Annotated in this window: 15 protein-coding genes and 2 tRNA genes; 13 read left to right on the top strand and 4 right to left on the bottom strand. The window is 35.9% G+C overall.

Annotated features, from left to right (window positions below):
* Nucleotides 1–133 precede the first annotated feature (133 nt).
* From idi to D0817_RS10905, 7 genes are all read left to right on the top strand, one after another.
* On the top strand, nucleotides 134–661 hold the full coding sequence (idi, locus tag D0817_RS10935; protein ID WP_127338434.1) for an isopentenyl-diphosphate Delta-isomerase: 528 nt from the start codon (nucleotides 134–136) through the stop codon (nucleotides 659–661).
* 22 nt (nucleotides 662–683) lie between these two features.
* Nucleotides 684–1,094, top strand: coding sequence for a 6-carboxytetrahydropterin synthase (locus tag D0817_RS10930; protein WP_127338433.1), 411 nt, complete (start codon nucleotides 684–686; stop codon nucleotides 1,092–1,094).
* 4 nt (nucleotides 1,095–1,098) lie between these two features.
* Nucleotides 1,099–1,557, top strand: a complete 459-nt coding sequence (locus D0817_RS10925; RefSeq protein WP_127338432.1) for a peroxiredoxin — start codon at nucleotides 1,099–1,101, stop codon at nucleotides 1,555–1,557.
* A gap of 56 nt (nucleotides 1,558–1,613) precedes the next feature.
* On the top strand, nucleotides 1,614–2,582 hold the full coding sequence (locus tag D0817_RS10920) for a type I phosphomannose isomerase catalytic subunit (protein WP_127338431.1): 969 nt from the start codon (nucleotides 1,614–1,616) through the stop codon (nucleotides 2,580–2,582).
* A gap of 57 nt (nucleotides 2,583–2,639) precedes the next feature.
* Nucleotides 2,640–2,906: a hypothetical protein gene (locus D0817_RS10915; RefSeq protein WP_026982865.1), complete on the top strand. Its 267-nt coding sequence runs from the start codon at nucleotides 2,640–2,642 to the stop codon at nucleotides 2,904–2,906.
* Between the two features lie 78 nt (nucleotides 2,907–2,984).
* Nucleotides 2,985–3,058 (top strand) — tRNA-Thr (locus D0817_RS10910).
* 108 nt (nucleotides 3,059–3,166) lie between these two features.
* Nucleotides 3,167–3,240, top strand: a tRNA-Thr gene (locus tag D0817_RS10905).
* A 454-nt stretch (nucleotides 3,241–3,694) separates the two neighbouring features.
* Here D0817_RS10905 and D0817_RS10900 read toward each other — a convergent pair.
* Entirely contained in the window at nucleotides 3,695–4,411 is a 717-nt protein-coding gene (locus tag D0817_RS10900) for a DUF4369 domain-containing protein (protein WP_127338430.1), read from the bottom strand.
* Between the two features lie 155 nt (nucleotides 4,412–4,566).
* Nucleotides 4,567–6,450 carry a molecular chaperone HtpG gene (gene htpG, locus D0817_RS10895; RefSeq protein ID WP_127338429.1) on the bottom strand — a complete coding sequence of 628 codons (1,884 nt, stop codon included), beginning with the start codon at nucleotides 6,448–6,450 and terminating at the stop codon, nucleotides 4,567–4,569.
* Nucleotides 6,451–6,652: 202 nt separating this feature from the next.
* On the opposite strand from htpG, the gene D0817_RS10890 reads away from it, so the two are divergent.
* The 3 genes from D0817_RS10890 to D0817_RS10880 all read left to right on the top strand — a co-directional run bounded on the left by D0817_RS10890 (nucleotide 6,653) and on the right by D0817_RS10880 (nucleotide 8,916).
* Complete coding sequence (locus D0817_RS10890; protein WP_167470939.1) at nucleotides 6,653–7,150, top strand: lipocalin family protein; 498 nt, start codon at nucleotides 6,653–6,655, stop codon at nucleotides 7,148–7,150.
* Nucleotides 7,151–7,167: 17 nt separating this feature from the next.
* On the top strand, nucleotides 7,168–7,863 hold the full coding sequence (locus tag D0817_RS10885; protein ID WP_127338428.1) for a YiaD family glycine zipper/OmpA-like lipoprotein: 696 nt from the start codon (nucleotides 7,168–7,170) through the stop codon (nucleotides 7,861–7,863).
* A 102-nt stretch (nucleotides 7,864–7,965) separates the two neighbouring features.
* Entirely contained in the window at nucleotides 7,966–8,916 is a 951-nt protein-coding gene (locus tag D0817_RS10880) for an ABC transporter ATP-binding protein (RefSeq protein WP_127338427.1), read from the top strand.
* A 115-nt stretch (nucleotides 8,917–9,031) separates the two neighbouring features.
* On the opposite strand, the gene D0817_RS10875 is transcribed toward D0817_RS10880, so the two are convergent.
* Complete coding sequence (locus tag D0817_RS10875) at nucleotides 9,032–11,443, bottom strand: S9 family peptidase (protein WP_127338426.1); 2,412 nt, start codon at nucleotides 11,441–11,443, stop codon at nucleotides 9,032–9,034.
* A gap of 265 nt (nucleotides 11,444–11,708) precedes the next feature.
* Here D0817_RS10875 and D0817_RS10870 point away from each other — a divergent pair, with 265 nt between their 5' ends.
* Together D0817_RS10870 and D0817_RS10865 are read left to right on the top strand one after the other, a co-directional pair.
* On the top strand, nucleotides 11,709–12,716 hold the full coding sequence (locus D0817_RS10870) for a 3-oxoacyl-ACP synthase III family protein (protein WP_127338425.1): 1,008 nt from the start codon (nucleotides 11,709–11,711) through the stop codon (nucleotides 12,714–12,716).
* Nucleotides 12,717–12,840: 124 nt separating this feature from the next.
* Nucleotides 12,841–13,515, top strand: coding sequence for a copper homeostasis protein CutC (locus D0817_RS10865; RefSeq protein WP_127338424.1), 675 nt, complete (start codon nucleotides 12,841–12,843; stop codon nucleotides 13,513–13,515).
* A 100-nt stretch (nucleotides 13,516–13,615) separates the two neighbouring features.
* Here D0817_RS10865 and D0817_RS10860 read toward each other — a convergent pair whose 3' ends face one another.
* The gene (locus D0817_RS10860) at nucleotides 13,616–16,033 is read right to left on the bottom strand and encodes a TonB-dependent receptor (RefSeq protein ID WP_127338423.1); all 2,418 of its coding nucleotides are present in this window, start codon (nucleotides 16,031–16,033) and stop codon (nucleotides 13,616–13,618) included.
* 320 nt (nucleotides 16,034–16,353) lie between these two features.
* Between D0817_RS10860 and argS the strand changes: the two genes are divergently transcribed.
* Nucleotides 16,354–18,132: an arginine--tRNA ligase gene (gene argS, locus D0817_RS10855; protein WP_127338422.1), complete on the top strand. Its 1,779-nt coding sequence runs from the start codon at nucleotides 16,354–16,356 to the stop codon at nucleotides 18,130–18,132.
* The last annotated feature ends 142 nt before the right edge of the window (nucleotides 18,133–18,274 follow it).

The raw sequence follows: 18,274 nt of genomic DNA, 5'->3' as shown, positions 1-18,274 counted from the left end.
ATAAAATAAACAAGGACAATGTTTTGTAAATTAGTGACTTGTGAAAATATGGGCTCGTTAAACTTTTCACAATCTTTTCTGAAATTTTCAAGCCATTTCTTTTTTCGTATTTTTGTTTGTACAAACCGCCCTGATGATAGAAGAAAACGTAATATTAGTCAATCAAAATGATGAGCAAATTGGCTTAATGCCGAAATTAGAAGCACATGAAAAAGCAGTACTGCACCGGGCTTTTTCCGTTTTTATCCTAAATGGTAAAAATGAGATAATGTTACAGCAACGTGCACATCAGAAATATCACTCACCTTTGCTCTGGACCAATACCTGTTGTAGCCACCAGCGTGAAGGAGAATCGAATATTGAAGCGGGCAGCCGAAGATTATTTGAGGAAATGGGTTTTAAAGCTGATTTGAAAGAATTGTTTCATTTTATATACAAGGCACCTTTTGACAACGGCTTAACGGAACACGAACTCGATCACGTCATGATCGGATATTACAACGATAATCCGGCTATTAATCCTGACGAAGTGGAGGATTGGAAATGGATGAAAATAGAAGATGTAAAAGAAGATATTGAAAGGCAGCCAGAAATTTATACCGTTTGGTTCAAAATAATATTTGATGAATTTTATCATTATTTGGAAGACCATAAGATTTAAACCATACTAACCAGAAACCTAAATGAGAGTAACCATATCAAGAAAAGCACATTTTAATGCTGCACATCGATTGCATAGGAAGGATTGGACATCAGAAAAGAACAGCGCTGTTTTTGGAAAATGTAATAATCCTAATTTTCATGGTCATAATTATGGTTTAACAGTAAGTGTTACAGGAAAAATTGACCCGGAAACCGGTTTTGTTTTAGATGTGAAAGTATTAGCGGACATTATACTGGAAGAAGTAGAAATTCCGTTTGATCACAAAAACCTGAATCTGGATGTTCCGGAATTTCAGGATTTGAATCCAACAGCAGAAAATATTGCCGTTGTGATATGGAATAAAATCAGAAAAAGAATTCAGCCTGATTTCGACTTGGAAATCGTTCTGAATGAAACGGACCGCAATTTTGTAACTTATAAAGGAGAATAAAAAAATGTCATTAAAAATAGGAGATATAGTTCCGAATTTTACTGCAAAGGATAGTCACGGAGAAGTTTTTGAAAGCCAGAGTATTCTGGGGCGGAAACCACTGGTGATTTATTTTTATCCAAAAGACAATACACCTGGCTGTACTACCGAAGCCTGCAGCTTTAGGGATCAATATGAAGATTTTAAAGATCTCGGGGCAGAAGTAATCGGAATAAGCAGCGATAGTGTAAAATCACATCATAAATTTGCCAATAAACACCAACTGCCTTTTATACTGTTATCGGATCAGGATAAAAGATTACGACACCTTTTTGGTGTCCGCGATAATTTATTCGGTCTTGTGCCGGGAAGAGTAACCTATATCATAGACCGAAATGGAGTTGTTATTCTGATTTTTGACAGTATGAATGCCTCAAAGCATATTCCTAAGGCATTGGAAACCATCAAGGAATTAGTATTATAGATTGAAAAAAAAGTACATCAACATTAAATTAATAAAGATATTAGCCAAAAAAAACTATGAAGCCACAAACATACCCTTTGCAATTTGACCCTATCTTGAAAGAGAGAATCTGGGGGGGAGAAAAACTAAAAACGATTCTTAATAAACCAATTGTTTCTAAAATTACTGGCGAAAGCTGGGAATTGTCTACTGTAGAAGGTGACGTAAGTGTAGTAACTAACGGATCTTTGAAAGGTAAATCCTTAATGGACCTGATCGAAGAAATGCCAAAAGAAATCCTGGGAACAAAAGTTTATGAGCGTTTCGGAAAACAATTTCCATTGCTTTTTAAATATTTAGATGCCCGTGAAGATCTTTCCATACAGGTACATCCGAATGATAAACTGGCAAAAGAGCGTCACAATTCTTTTGGTAAAACCGAAATGTGGTACGTAACACAGGCTGATCCTGATGCACGAATAATTGTAGGATTTAAAGAAGATTCCAGTAAAGAAGAGTATCTGAAACATTTAAATGATAAAACATTAGTTTCCATTTTAGATGATGTGAAAGCAAAACCGGGTGATGTTTTCTTTTTGGAAACCGGAACGGTTCATGCAATCGGTGCCGGTTTGGTGGTAGCTGAAATTCAGCAGACTTCTGATATTACGTATCGTTTGTATGATTTCGATCGTAAAGATGCACAGGGAAACACAAGGGAACTTCATGTAGACTTAGCGCTTGATGCTATAAACTATAATAAGGTCGAGACACAGAAAAAGTATGAGACCAAAACAAATGTATCCAATACAGTAGTAGATTGTCCGTATTTTACAACCAATTTTATTCCGCTGGAAGATAAATTGGCTGTTTCTAAAACAGGAGAAACTTTTACTGTTTACATGTGTATAGAAGGAAGTTTCGAAATCGAATACGACGGATTTAAACAATCGTATATCAAGGGAGATACAGTTTTGGTTCCTGCTGAGATAAATGCATTTATCCTGACCGGAAAAGCTTCAATTTTAGAAATTTACATTTCATAGCACGTAATAGAAAGATTATATGTACTTTTGCAGTCGCAAATTAAAATTAAAATAAAAATGGCAAACGTTAAAAATTTAAAGAAAGACATCAACTTCGTATTAGGAGATATTATTGAGGCAATTTACTTATTCGAAATGTCTACTACAGGAAATCCTACTCCGGAAACGAATGCTTTGATTGATCAGGCTATCGCTGCTTTTGACACTTTGATCACAAAAGTGAATGCTAAGAACGTTGAAAACAAAAAAGCACACTTCAAACAAATCAATGTTGAATTGGAAGAAACTGCTAATCAATTGATTGCTAAAATCAACGAATTGTAAGCAAAAAAAAGTATAAAAAAGTGCAAATTTATTTTGGTAAAACGAAAAACCGCTTTATATTTGCACCCGTAATGAGTCGCCAGCGTAGCTCAGTTGGCTAGAGCAGCTGATTTGTAATCAGCAGGTCGTGGGTTCGAGTCCCTCCGCCGGCTCAACGTAAAACCATCACTGAAAAGTGGTGGTTTTTTTATTTAAAGTAAAGGGTTAAATTATTTTGGAAAATAGAAAAAACCACTTTATATTTGCACCCGTAATGAGTCGCCAGCGTAGCTCAGTTGGCTAGAGCAGCTGATTTGTAATCAGCAGGTCGTGGGTTCGAGTCCCTCCGCCGGCTCAACATAAATTAACCATCACTTTTGTGATGGTTTTTTTTTGATCCAAACATTAAATTCCAAACATTAAATTCCAAATTTTTCAAATTCCAAATTCCAAATTGCGGACCAACGCTAAATGTTACTGAAAAATATAAAAAATGTAGGCACTCATTATTTTTTACCGCAGAGAACGCAAAGATTTTTATCTAAGAATATTTTAGAAAGCACAAAGTTCGCAAAGCTAAGTCAGTAAAGCTTTGCGAACTTTGCCATTATAAAAGCCCAGAGTAAAAACTTAGCGTTCTTTGCGGTATTTTTTTTCTCTCCACAGGTTTTGAAATTGATCTCCAATTCCAATTAAGTTGAGTATGGAATTTGGAATTTGAAAAATTTGGAATTTAATTTAATGTTGGATCAAAAAAAAAACGCCCTGAGTTTTCAGGACGTCTTGATGATTTTATAATGTTCAGAAAACTATTTCTGTTCTGCCTTTTTAATATCACTAACATATTTTGTTAGTTTTTTGCCGTAAAGCGATTGTGCTACTTTAGGAGTCATTGATTTTTGAATGGTATCCAGAAACTTCACATTGATGTCGTAGATCTCAGCCAAAGCAATATAAGGTGCTATTTCGTGATCTTTGTGGTTAATAGCAAAATTGGTAGCGAATAAATATTTTCTTTTGATATTAGACTGTTGTTTCGCGTCAATACTGTCAACGGCTTTTTGATCTTTTCTTTTTATCGCATTAAATTTGGATTCTACCATATTAAGGTTTTCATCATTAAAGCGGGAGTTTATTTTTTTATACTCTTCGTATAGCTCCTGATTTTTAGATCCGGTAATTTTAGCGCCGTATATAAAATTATCTAAGTTCGTTTCTATGTTTAGATTTCCCGGTTCAGCAAAAAATAAAATATTATTATCCAGTGAATTTGTTAGGCCACGATCCAGGAATAGATAAAGCATTTCCGGGGATTCTAATTTTATATCTCTTTCAAAAGCTGAGCTTCCGTCGATTTTAACCGAGTCAATAGCAACAAGGGAAGTGTCAACTACTCTTTGAATGTATAAAGTTCCTTTTTTTAATCCTTTTATGTTTCCAGTAAGATGTAAACCGTCAGTAGTTTCTTTTTTGCTGCAGGATGCCAGCAGGGCAATTGTAGCAAAGGCAATAATTGATTTTTTCATTGGTTTTTTAGATTTTGCTGCAAAATAAAGAAAATAGTTTGAATGTTGGGAAGTAACAGTTTAATTTTTACGAAACTAAACTAAATCTGTTTTTAAAGTAAAAAAAAGCCTGCAAGTGTAAACTTGCAGGCTTTAAACAGATTATCAATATAATCTTATTTGATCATTTCAAAACTTCTTTTTACAAAAGCAGTTAATGCTTCTCCTTTTAAGAGGTTTTGTGATAGTTTAGCCAAATCTAAAGCTTGTTTTACCAAGTGCTCCTGATGTGTTTTGTCTTCCGTATTTAAAATACTGGCAGCCAGATCAGAATTAGTATTTACAATCAGATTGTACATTTCCGGCATATTTCCCATTCCAAACATTCCACCGCCACCGGACTGGCTCATTTCTTTCATTCTGCGCATAAATTCCGGTTGCGTGATGATAAACGGAGCTGCCTGGCTGTCCATTGCTTCCAGTTGTACGGAGTACGCTTTTGGAATATAGGACTCCAATGAAGTTTTTAAAGTTTCTTTTTCTTCATCAGATAATTTAGAAATTGTGTTTTCGTCTTTTTTGATCAGATTATCAATATGATCAGAATCGACACGAACGAAACTTAATCCGCTGTTATCACCTTCAATTTTCTGAATTAAATGTGAAATAATCGGAGAATCTAAAAGTAAGACTTCGTATCCTTTTTCTTTTGCAGTTTCAATATAAGAGTGCTGAGCGTCTTTATTACCGGCGTATAAAACAATCAGTTTTCCGTCTTTATCGGTTTGGTTGTCTTTCAGTTTTTCTTTTAATTCCTCAAGCGTAAAGTAGGTATCATCCACTGTAGGATATAATACAAACGCACCTGCTTTTTCGTAGAATTTATCTTCAGAAAGCATTCCGTATTCTAAAACGATTTTAATATCGTTCCATTTTTCTTCGAAATCAGCGCGGTTTTCGGTGAATAAAGCTTTTAGTTTATCCGCTACTTTACGGGTAATGTAGTTAGAGATTTTCTTCACTGCACCATCAGCCTGTAATCCTGAACGGGAAACATTCAAAGGAATATCCGGAGAATCGATAACACCTTTTAACATAGTTAAAAATTCAGGTACAATTCCTTCTACGTTATCCGTAACGTAAACCTGGTTTTGGTACAATTGAATTTTATCTTTTTGAATCTGCATGTCCGTACCTAATTTTGGGAAATACAAAATTCCGGTTAAGTTAAACGGGTAATCAACATTTAAATGGATGTTGAACAAGGGCTCTTCGAATTGCATTGGATACAACTCTCTGTAGAAATTTTTATAATCCTCATCCGATAATTCAGCCGGTTGTTTGGTCCAGGCCGGGTTTGGATTATTGATGATATTGTCTGTTTCAACAGTTTCATTTATGTAATCTTCAGGAGCATCTTCCGGTTTTGGAAGTGTTTCTGTTCTTGTTCCGAACTTAATCGGAATAGGCATAAACTTATTGTATTTGTTCAACAGACCGCTGATTTTTGAATCTTCTAAGAATTCTAAAGAATCTTCGGCAACGTGTAAAATGATCTCGGTACCACGTGAAGTTTTGTCAGCCGGCTCTAAAGTAAATTCAGGGCTTCCGTCACAAGTCCAGTGCGCAGCAGGTTCATCTTTGTACGATTTAGTAATGATTTCTACTTTCTCTGCCACCATAAAAGCAGAATAGAAACCAAGACCAAAATGACCAATGATTCCGGAATCTTTAGCAGAATCTTTGTATTTGTCCAGGAATTCTTCAGCTCCTGAAAAGGCCACCTGATTGATGTACTTTTCAACTTCATCAGCTGTCATTCCTAAACCCTGATCGATAATGTGGATTTTTTTACCCTCTTTATCGACTTTAATTTCGATAACCGGATTTCCGTATTCTACTTTTGCTTCACCAATACTAATTAGGTGTTTTAATTTTAAAGTAGCATCGGTTCCGTTTGAAACCAGCTCACGTAAAAAGATTTCGTGATCGCTGTACAAGAATTTTTTGATTAAGGGAAAGATGTTTTCTACTGAAACATTAATTTTACCTGTTGTCATATTTTTTAATTTTTTAGTTTAATGTGATGATTTTCATTTAGTCAAATAGAATACCAATTGTTTTTTGAATGACAAAATGTCGGAAGTGTTAATTTTGAAAGAAAATAATAAGATTCTAAAACGAATGATGTTTTTATGAATTGTATATTTGTGCTAGAATAATTGTTAAATGTGTAAGTATTAACTTAAATAAAAGTACAAAATGAAGAAAGTTCTTTTCATTTGCATGATTGCCACGATGTTATTTGCGTGTAAATCAGCATCAACAGCCTCAACTGAAGCAACACCGCTATCGACTAAACTTGACAGACCTACTCAGGTAGCTATTAAAGGAAACTGGGTTCTTACCAATGTTTCTTATCCTGGTTCAGAGTATATAAAAGTAAACTCATTTGATCTTGCAGATTCAAAATGTTTTATTGGTAGTACCTGGAATTTTATTTCAAATAATAACAAAGGTACCATGACTCTAACAGCGCCAAGCTGTACTGCATTTACTTCTCCAATTGTGTGGAGTATCAATAATCAGGGGCTTTTTGTGCTTAAAATTGTAGAGCCGGGTACAAAATCAAAAAATGTAAAATCAGGATATTTGCTTAAAGTAGCAGGTTTAACGGAAACTTCGTTTCAGTTAATCGACAACATTAATGTTGGAGGTCAGACCAAAGTGGTTACGTACCAGTTTCAAAGAGCTAATTAATATTAAAAAAGAAAAAAATGAGAAAGATAATAGTTTTAGGGTTGAGCAGTTTACTTGTATTAACTAGTTTTTTTGTAAGTTGTGATTCAGTAAAAAATGCAAATAATACACAAAAAGGCGCCGGAATCGGAGTTGTTGCAGGTGGTATTATTGGTGGTATTTTGGGAAATAATTTAGGTAAAGGCGGAAACGCTGCCTTAGGAGCTGCCATTGGAGCTGCTGTAGGTGGTGGAACAGGAGCGCTTATCGGGAATAAAATGGACAAGCAAGCCCGCGAAATCGATCAGGCTTTACCGGGTGCTGATGTTGAAAGAGTAGGGGAAGGTATTCACTTGACTCTTAATGAGAACGCAGTTCGTTTTGATACTAATAAATCAACACTTACGACTCAGGCAAAAGCCAATTTAGATAAATTAGTTCCTGTATTTAATGAGTACGGAGATACTAATATTGAAATTTTTGGATATACAGATAATACCGGAAAACCGGAATACAATCTGACACTTTCAGGACAAAGAGCTGCGGCTGTACAATCTTATTTAGTAGCGAAAGGATTAAAATCAAGCCGTTTTAAAACTTCAGGTTTAGGAATTGCTGACCCAATTGCTACAAACGATACTCCGGAAGGAAGAACTCAAAATCGTCGTGTTGAATTTGCTATTACTGCAAATGACAAAATGGTGAATGATGCTAAGACAGAAGCTGGAAAATAATTTCCATACAATATAATTTGAAAAAAGCTGTTCGTATTGAACAGCTTTTTTTTTGACTTTCGGTTTTAAAGATTGTAAATTTGAACCCTCAATTAGAATTCAATGCTTGATATAAAAAATATCTCCTTTTCGTATACGGATGCACCGGTTATTAAAAATGTGACTTTTTCAATAGAAAAAGGGCAAAATATTGCTATTATAGGCGAAAGTGGCTGCGGGAAAAGTACACTCCTTAAGCTTATGTATGGATTGTATGATTTAGATGAAGGCCATATTTTTTATAATGAAAAACCTGTTTTAGGGCCTAAACACAATTTGATTCCGGGAATGCCTTTTATGAAATACCTGGCACAGGATTTTGACTTGTCTCCCTATGAAACGGTAGCAGAAAACGTTGGAAAGTTTCTTTCGAACGGTTTTGCCAATATGAAAAAACTACGCGTTCAGGAATTACTTGAAATGGTAGAAATGGACCAGTTTTCTAATGTTAAAGCTAAATTTTTGAGTGGAGGGCAGCAGCAAAGAGTGGCCTTGGTAAGAGTTTTGGCTCTGGAACCCGAAGTTATTTTACTGGACGAACCCTTCAGCCAGATTGATGCCTTTCGAAAAAATGCATTACGAAGAAATTTATTCCGCTATTTAAAACAAAAAGGAATTACCTGCATCATTGCGACTCATGACAGTACAGATGCTTTGTCATTTGCTGATGAAGCTATTGTAATGAGAAGCGGTGAAATTATCGTAAAAGACAACCCGACAAAAATTTATGAAGATCCCGAAACGAAATATGTAGCGTCACTTTTCGGAGAAGTAAATGAAGTGGCGACACATTTATTAGTTCCTTATGAAGACGAAACACATAAAACATTAGTCTATCCGCATCAGTTTAAAATGGTTCCGGAATCTAACTTGCCGGTTAAAATCAGAAGAACTTATTTTAGAGGAAGTCATTATCTGATAGAAGCGGTATATAAACGACAGCTGGTTTTCTTTGAAAGTGAAATTGATTTACCACTTGAAGAAAGTGTTTTCCTGGCGCTGAATTATCTATAAGGAAATATTTGACACTTAATACAAAACCCGACAGGTTCTAAAACCTGTCGGGTTTGTTGTTAAAAAAAACTTAGCACCTCAGTAACTCAGAACCTTTTTGCTTTTTAAAAAAAAACTAATTTTTCAAATACTTTTCTAAAAACTGATCCTGTTCCCAAAGCAAATGCAGGATGTTTTCTTTTGCAACATATCCATGAGATTCTTTAGGTAAAATTACCATTCTTGCAGGAGCTCCCAGTCCTTTTAAAGCCTGGAAATAACGCTCTGTCTGCAGGGTAAAAGTCCCGGGGTTATTATCTGCTTCACCATGTACTAATAGAAGTGGTGTTTTCATTTTATCGGCATTCATAAAAGGGGACATTGTATTGTAAACTCCAGGTGTCTCCCAGTAATTGCGCTGCTCGCTCTGAAATCCGAATGGTGTCAAAGTTCTGTTGTAAGCACCGCTTCTGGCAATTCCACAGGCAAAAAGATTAGAATGTGTCAACAAGTTAGCCGTCATAAAAGCACCATACGAATGTCCTCCCACAGCAACTTTTTTCCTGTTGATATAGCCTAGGGCATCAACGGCATTGATGGCGGCTTCTGCATTATCGACCAATTGTGAAATGAAATTGTCATTAGGTTCCGTTGTTCCTTCACCAATAATAGGGAAAGCCGCATCGTCCAGAACCACATATCCTTTAGTAACCCAATACACGAATGATCCATAGTAAGGGAACGTAAATTCATTAGGATTTTGTGTCGATTGACCTGCGCTGTTTTTGTCTTTGTATTCCGCCGGGTATGCCCATATTAACAAAGGCAGTTTTTCTTTTTTTACCTTGTCATAACCGGCAGGCAGGTATAATGTTCCGGAAAGTTCAACACCATCCTTACGTTTGTATTTGATGACTTCCTTGCTGACATTTTTTATGCTTTCGAAAGGGTTTTTGAAAGCTGTAATTGGCGTCAGGCTGTTTTGTTTTTTGATGTTTCTGAAGTAATAATTCGGATAGTCACTTTTGGACTGGATTTGTACCAGCACTTTTCCGGTTTTAAAATCTTCAATTTCAATTAAATCTTCTTTTTTGTCTTTATAAGAAGAAGTGTAAAGGCGTTTGTTTTTTAAGGTTGTAAAATTGAATTCATCTATAAACGGAAACTGGCCTTCTTTTGTGTATCCGTCACCAATACGATAGGCATTGTCTTTTTCGATTGCTAAGACATATTTGTTATATTCGTTTTTTCTGGTTTCGAAAGTACCCGGATCAGAATATACATCCTGAGAATTTCTGTCGGTAAGTACTTTTGGAGCCTGCCCCGGATTTGATGGATTTATCAAATATGTTTTTACATTACGGGTATCATACCATTCGTCAAAGACAAGGGCAACAGTATCGTTCCCCCATGTCATAACAGAAAAACGCTGAGGTACTTTTACTAAAGTAACGGCATCGTTTGTAAAAGGGGCATCCCAAAGAAAAACTTCGTCTCTGAAGTCTGCCTTATTTGCAGGATTTCCTTCGTCTAACGCAGTTACATAAACTAAAGTAGCAGGTTTGTCATTTCTCCAGGCCATTTCTCTTTTTCCTTTTCGTACCGCCATAAAACCTTTAGGAATAATTTCGTTTAAAGGAACTTCGTTAACGGTTTTGATTTCTTTTCCTCTGCTGTCATAAACAACGGTTTTGGAAGGGAATCTGTTTAAAGGAACCACATAAGAGAATGGTTTCTGAATCGTAGTCAGCATGATGTAATTGCCATCAGGGGAAATTCGTTCTCCGGCAAACATAGCCGCTTCTTTAAATAGCGTGGCAGTTCCGTTGATGTTTACTTTGTATAATTCTGAAGTCATGCTGTTTTCAAAATTAATTTCATCATTTTTGTTTTTCAACATATCCGGATAGGTCCTGTTTTGGGATTTTTCTCCTGAAGTAGTGGAGACAATTGGTCCTGTTGGCAGGTCTTTTTTAGAATCCAGTAAAGGCTGCCTGTTTTTAGGAAGCATTTTTACCAATATGGTTTCATTGTCTAAAAACCAGCTGAACGGATTTCCCAGATTAGCATTTACTGTGGCCTCTGTTAACTTTGTAGCTTTTGCAGTAACCACATCTAAAACCCAAAGTTCAACTCCTGATTTGGTAGTGTGTGAAAACAGGATTTTTTTGTCATTCGGTGACCAGATAATATTGCTTATTTTAGGATTATCAGGTAAACCTGCAACTTGTACTTCATCAGTACTGCTAATTTTTCGCACTTTCAGGTTGCTGACATAAGTCACCGTACTTGAAATATTAGTAACAGGGTTGATTCGTAAACCCGCGAGGCGGAGTTCTTCCTGGTTTAAATCATCTAATGTTTTATAGGTGTTTCTGTAAGACAGCAGCATATATTCTTTTTTGGTGTCCATAGATACAGAAGGAGCCCTTTCGTAATCTGCCAAATCTAAAATTGATTTAGAGGGTTTTTGATAAGTCAGGTTTTCTTGAGCAAAGCCAAAAAAGCCAAAATTTAGAAGTAGTAATAGCGTAACCTTTAATTTCATAATTTGAATTTTAGGGGTTTAAAAAATTGGTACTGATAAATGTTTGTCTAATGTACTTTAGTCTTGTTACATTTTAAGTTCGAAATTTAACTTTTTTTAGTTTTTATAGGAATTTATTGCTTTATTGAAATTTAAAATGAATCAATATAAACTATTATTAAAGTATATTAAATTGTCAATTACGAAAAAAATAGTAATTTGTACGCTTATGTTTTAAAGTATACTTAGATTTGCAATCCAATTTTTTAACAAATAATAAAAGAATATGTATCATTCAAAAATAGCGGGCTTAGGATATTATGTTCCTTCAAATGTTGTCACCAACGATGATTTGTCTAAGATTATTGATACCAACGACGAATGGATTCAGGAAAGAACAGGAATTCAGGAGCGCAGACATATCATTCGTGGAGAGGACACCACAACTTCTATGGGAGTAAAAGCAGCTAAAATTGCAATCGAACGTTCCGGCATTGCCAAAGAAGATATTGATTTTGTAGTTTTTGCTACATTAAGTCCGGATTACTATTTTCCAGGACCTGGAGTTTTAGTGCAGCGTGATTTAGGTTTAAGAACTGTTGGAGCGTTAGATGTCAGAAACCAATGTTCTGGTTTTATCTACGCAATCTCGGTGGCAGACCAATATATCAAAACCGGAATGTATAAAAACATTTTGGTAATTGGTTCCGAAGTACATTCAACAGGATTGGATATGACAACACGCGGACGCGGTGTTTCGGTAATTTTTGGAGATGGTGCAGGAGCAGCGGTTTTAAGCCGTGAAGAAGATTTGACCAAAGGAATTTTGTCCACACATTTACACTCAGAAGGACAACACGCCGAAGAGCTGGCTTTGCAGGCACCGGGTATGGGAGCACGTTGGGTAACAGATATTCTGGCCGATAATGATCCGAATGACGAAAGTTATTATCCATACATGAACGGGCAATTTGTGTTTAAAAACGCAGTAGTTCGTTTTGCTGAGGTGATCAATGAAGGGCTTGAAGCAAATGGTTTACAGGTTTCTGATATCAATATGCTGATTCCACATCAGGCGAATTTGAGAATTTCACAATTCATTCAGAACAAATTCAAACTGTCCGATGATCAGGTGTACAATAATATTCAGAAATACGGAAATACCACTGCGGCCTCTATTCCGATTGCTTTGACAGAAGCCTGGGAGCAGGGAAAAATAAAAACAGGAGATACCGTTGTTTTAGCTGCTTTCGGAAGTGGATTTACATGGGGAAGCGCTATTATTAAATGGTAAACTTTCTGTCTTAATATTATATTAAAACCTGTTCAGTTTCTGAACAGGTTTTTTATTTTTGACGTTTTCGTTTATTTCAGAAAACGAAGGAGCTTGGCAGGAAAATGTTATTATATCGTAAAAAATGAAAAAAAATCAACTCGAAATAGCCTGTTTTAATTTGGAATCTGCTTTCATCGCCGAGGAGAACGGAGCAGACCGAATCGAATTGTGTGAAAATATGCAACTCGGAGGTACAACACCTAATTATATTTTGGGAGTACGGGTGCGGGAGCAATTGTCTATAAAAATGCACGTCATTATCAGGCCGCGTGGCGGAGATTTTGTGTATTCGGATGAGGAACTTATCGAAATGAAACAAGACATTAAGCAATTTAAAAAACTAGGGATTGACGGATTTGTTTTTGGAGTTTTAAAGGAAGATGGCAGTGTCAATAAAACACGAAATAAAGAACTGGTGGATTTGGCAAGTCCGCTTCCGTGTACTTTTCACAGGGCTTTTGATGTGGTGGAAAACGTAGAGCAATCTTTGGAAGATGTAATTGACTGCGGTTTTAAAACCATTCTGACTTCGGGACAAGGTGTAAATGTTCTGGAAGGAATTTCGGTTTTAGAGAAAATTCAAAAATTAGCCGGCAACCGGATTATAGTCATGCCCGGGGGAGGTTTGAGATCTTCCAATATTCAGGTGTTACAGGAAAAATTAGAACCTACTTTTTACCATTCTTCTGCAATCACGGATAATTCGGAAACAGCAGATCCTGAGGAAATAAAAAAAATAAGAGCCAATTTTGAGTAATTTTACTCTTGAGGCTAAATAAAAAAGGCCTGAAGTTGGCAAACTCCAGGCCTTTTCTCTACAAGAAATTATTTAAAAATTGGCTAATAAAAGCGAGAGGTTAGAACATTCCGCCACCACTTTTACTAGTATTATCTTCTCTTTGTTTACGTTGCAGGTTTTTGATTTTAGCACCTCCAAAGTTATAAGTTAAACCTAAATAAACCGTTTGGCTTTCCCAGGTAAATTCGCCTGTATGGGCGTACGGATAATTAGAATCAAAAGCATATTTCATGGTATTGAATACGTCATTGAAACGTAAACTGATGTTCATCTTGTTGTCTAACAAGGTATAACGTGAACCCATGTCTATTTTGTACATTTCCTTACTATTATTTTGAAGACCGTCCACTCCGCCTCTGTAAAATCCGAATAATAAGAAGCTCAGGCGTTTATTTGCTTTGAAGTTGGAATTCATACGTGCGTTAAAAGCACCAACTGTAATTTTTCTTTCTAAAGGACTGCTGGTTTGCTTTACAGGATCGTATTCAAACACAACACCCTGCTGGTTAATGCTTGAGAAATCAATAGAGGGAGAGATATCCCACCATTTTGTAATTTTATAATTGAAAGAAACCTCAAAACCATAAGAAGTATTATTATCGTAGTTTGTATACGTCAGGATTTGTTTGTTACCGGTAGGGTCTGTATTATCCGGAGATAAAATTCTGCTAATCTGATCGTTAATGCTTCTCACAAAGACACCCGTTGTAAAACTTCCTTTTTCAAGGGTTTTAGTGTAATTTACTTCGACAGAATTGGTGAACTGAGGTCTCAATTCCTGATTTCCAAGTGACGTTACTAACGGAGTAGAAAACTCACGAATAGGTTTTGTCTGCTCTAAACTTGGACGGTCCACACGACGGCTGTAACTCAGCTGCAAGGTGTTTTTCTCGTTCAGGTTATACGTTAAATAAGCCGATGGGTATAGCGTAATATAATCATCATCAAATTTTTTAAGACCGTTATTTAAGTTAGCAACGACCTTATAGCTTTCGAAACGGGCTCCAAGCTGATAGCTGAATTTTTTGTATTTCTGACCAAATGTTACATAAGCAGAATAAATATCAGTATCATAAGTGTAATTAGAAACCGGAAGTGGCGCTAACGTATTTCCGGTAATGTAATCATTATCAGTTTTTGTGATTCTGGCTTCAGCACCTGCTTCAAGGGTCGTTTTGTCGTTTAACGGATTTACATAATCCACATTTACAGTGCTTAATTTACGGCCACCTTTGATATAGTCATCATAAATAACGTTTTGTGACGTATTGCCTGTTTTTATGGTCTCCTGTGTATCGAAAGAAGCATTTTGTGTCTCTTTATTATCGCTATAGTTGGCTTCAACATCCAAAGTATGGCCTTCTTTTTTAAAGATATGTTTGTATGCTAAGTTATAAGTCCCAACCTGATCCGGACCTGTATAGGTTGATTTTTGAAAAACAGTTGCAATTTCAGAAGCGGGTACTTTACTATAATCAACAGTAGTGTTGACAAAACCTTTACCGTTTGACTTGTTCTGATTGGTGTAAACCGAAAGTGTATTGCGATCGTCAATCAAATAATCCATTCCAATTTTATACAGATAGGAATCATTTTCATTGGTAACATCAATTTTCTGGGTAGTTTCCGGATTTTCTCTTCTGATAAAACCATCATTGTAGTACGTTCCGAAGTTTTGTCCCACATTCCCGAAAAAGTTCACTTTTCCGGTTTTATAATTCAAATCTAATGACTGATTGTATTTGGCCGTTTCCCCAAAAGTGATACCACCACTATAACTTCCGTTGAAGCCCGTGTTGGCATTTTTATGCAAAATGATATTGATGATTCCGGACATTCCTTCCGGATTGTATTTGGCACTTGGATTGGTAATCAATTCAATTTTCTTGATAGAAGTTGAAGGAATCTGCTTTAATAACTGCGCCGGATCAATAGTACTTGGTCTTCCGTCAATCAATACACGCACATTATCGTTTCCGCGAAGCGAAAGTTTTCCGTCCTGATCTACGTTTACAGCAGGAATATTATTCATGATGTCAGATGCCGAAGCTCCTGCCGTAGTCAGGTCTTTTCCGACAGTAATCACTTTTCGGTCAATTTTTTGTTCTATTGTAGAGCGTTCGCTTACAATGTTTACACCTTTTAGCTGTGTCGCTTCTTCTTCAAGGGACACTTTTACGATAGCTTCCTTTTTGGTATCGCTTAAAATAACAGAACCGATATATTTTCTAAAACCAATATATTGAATTTCGATGGTATAATTTTTTAAAGCTAAATTTTTAATGCTAAAATCACCATTATCATCTGTATTTACCCCGGAAACAACTTTTCCGTTGTCTTTGATCGAAACCGTAGCATATGAAATTGGGGCATTGTTCGATTTTTCGGTAATTTTTCCGGAGACTGTCCCCGAATTCTGAGCTTGTGCTGTTGCCATTACACCCAGTAATGCGAACAGAAAGAATTTTAATTTCATAATGTGGTACTTGATTGATTTGATTTGATTGATGATGAGGATTGTTTTTAGTTTTTCTTTTTTTTCTTTGGAAATAAATTCAAAGTCCCTATTAAGACTCTTTTGTGGTGGATATGTTACAGAAAAATTAAAATAAATTTTGTTTTTTTGTGAGATCTGCTGTTTTATAATGGATTAAGGTTTTGATTTTTTGATAATTTTAACAATTGAAAGATTGTGTTTTTTGTGAAATTCTGACTCTTTTCAGGAATTTTATATGTTTTTGATTTTCTCTAATTGATGAATAAGCAGTATATTTGCTCACTTTAAAATAAGTTTACATGTCATTATCACAAATTCTTACACCTTCTATACAAAAAGCAATACAAGCATTATTTGATGTTACTGTTGATAAAATCGAGTTTCAGACTACCAGAAAAGAGTTTGAAGGAGACATCACAATGGTACTATTTCCTTTATTAAAAGTGATTAAAAGCAATCCTGTCGAACTGGGAAATAAAATTGGAAATTATCTGGTGGAAAATGTTACTGAAGTAGCGCGTTTCAATGTAGTATCCGGTTTTTTAAATATTGTAATTGCCGATAGTTATTATTTGAATTTCTTTAATGAAATAAAAGACAATGCAAAATTTGGTTATGCAACTCCAAATCCGGAGGAGAAAGCCATTATGGTCGAATATTCGTCGCCAAATACCAACAAACCATTACACTTGGGTCACGTTCGTAACAATTTGTTAGGGTACTCCGTAGCGGAAATTATTAAGGCCTCAGGTAAAAAAGTATATAAAACACAAATTATCAACGATCGTGGAATTCATATCTGCAAATCGATGCTGGCCTGGGAGAAATTCGGAAACGGAGAAACTCCGGAAAGCTCGAATTTAAAAGGAGATAAATTAGTTGGTAAATATTACGTAGAGTTTGACAAAGCGTATAAAGCTGAAATCGCCCAATTGATGGCATCCGGTAAAACAGAAGAAGAAGCGAAAAAACAGGCTCCGGTGATCATCGAAGCTCAGGATATGCTTAAAAAATGGGAAGCCGGAGATGAAAAAGTGATCACACTGTGGAAAATGATGAACCAGTGGGTTTATGATGGCTTTGCGACTACGTATTCTAATCTGGGAGTTAATTTTGATAAATACTATTATGAAAGTAATACATATTTGTTAGGGAAAGATGTAGTTCAGGTGGGACTTGATAAAGGGGTCTTCGAAAAAGATCCTGATGGTTCAGTCTGGATTGACCTGACAGATGAAGGTCTGGATCGCAAAATTGTACTTCGTTCAGACGGCACGGCCGTTTATATGACCCAGGATATCGGAACAGCCATTCAGCGTGTAAAAGATATGCCCGATGTTGGCGGAATGGTTTATACGGTTGGTAACGAACAGGATTATCACTTTAAGGTTTTATTCTTAATCCTGAAAAAATTAGGTTTCGACTGGGCTTCAAGTCTGTATCATTTATCCTACGGAATGGTTGATTTACCTTCCGGAAAAATGAAAAGCCGTGAAGGAACTGTTGTCGATGCCGATGATCTGATGCAGGACATGACCGATACGGCAAAACAAATTTCTGAGGATTTAGGAAAACTCGATAGTTATTCTGCCGAAGAAAAGGAGAAATTGTACAAAACAATAGGTCTTGGCGCCCTCAAATATTATATTTTAAAAGTAGATCCTAAAAAACGTATTTTGTTCAATCCTGAAGAATCAGTAGATTTTGCCGGAAATACAGGGCCGTTTATTCAGTATACTTACGCAAGAATCCAGTCGATTATTCGTAAAGCCGATTTCGATTTTGCAAGTAAAACGGATACTACAGCGTTACACGAAAAAGAAAAAGAACTCGTAAAACAAATCGAGCTTTTCCCCGAAGTAATTCAAAATGCCGCTCACAATCACAGCCCGGCACTAATTGCCAATTATACATACGATCTGGTAAAAGAATACAACTCATTTTATCAGTCTGTACATATTTTAGGAGAAGTTGATCTGACTAAAAAAGTATTCAGAGTTCAGCTTTCCCAAAAAGTGGGTGAAGTAATAAAAGCTGCCTTTACACTATTAGGAATTGAAGTTCCGGAGAGAATGTAAATTTCAATAAATTTATAAAAGCCGATGGTAAATTTACTATCGGCTTTTTTTTTGCTTAGATACTTGAATTAGTGCTGTTTATGTTTGTAAAATAGGCATTCGTCTTACTTCTTAATTATTATTTTAAAAATAAAGTAAGATT

Source organism: Flavobacterium cupreum (genome assembly GCF_003996965.1).
GTDB lineage: Bacteria > Bacteroidota > Bacteroidia > Flavobacteriales > Flavobacteriaceae > Flavobacterium > Flavobacterium cupreum.
Note: the sequence above shows the minus strand (reverse complement) of the source record. Positions and strands in the feature narration are given on the sequence as shown.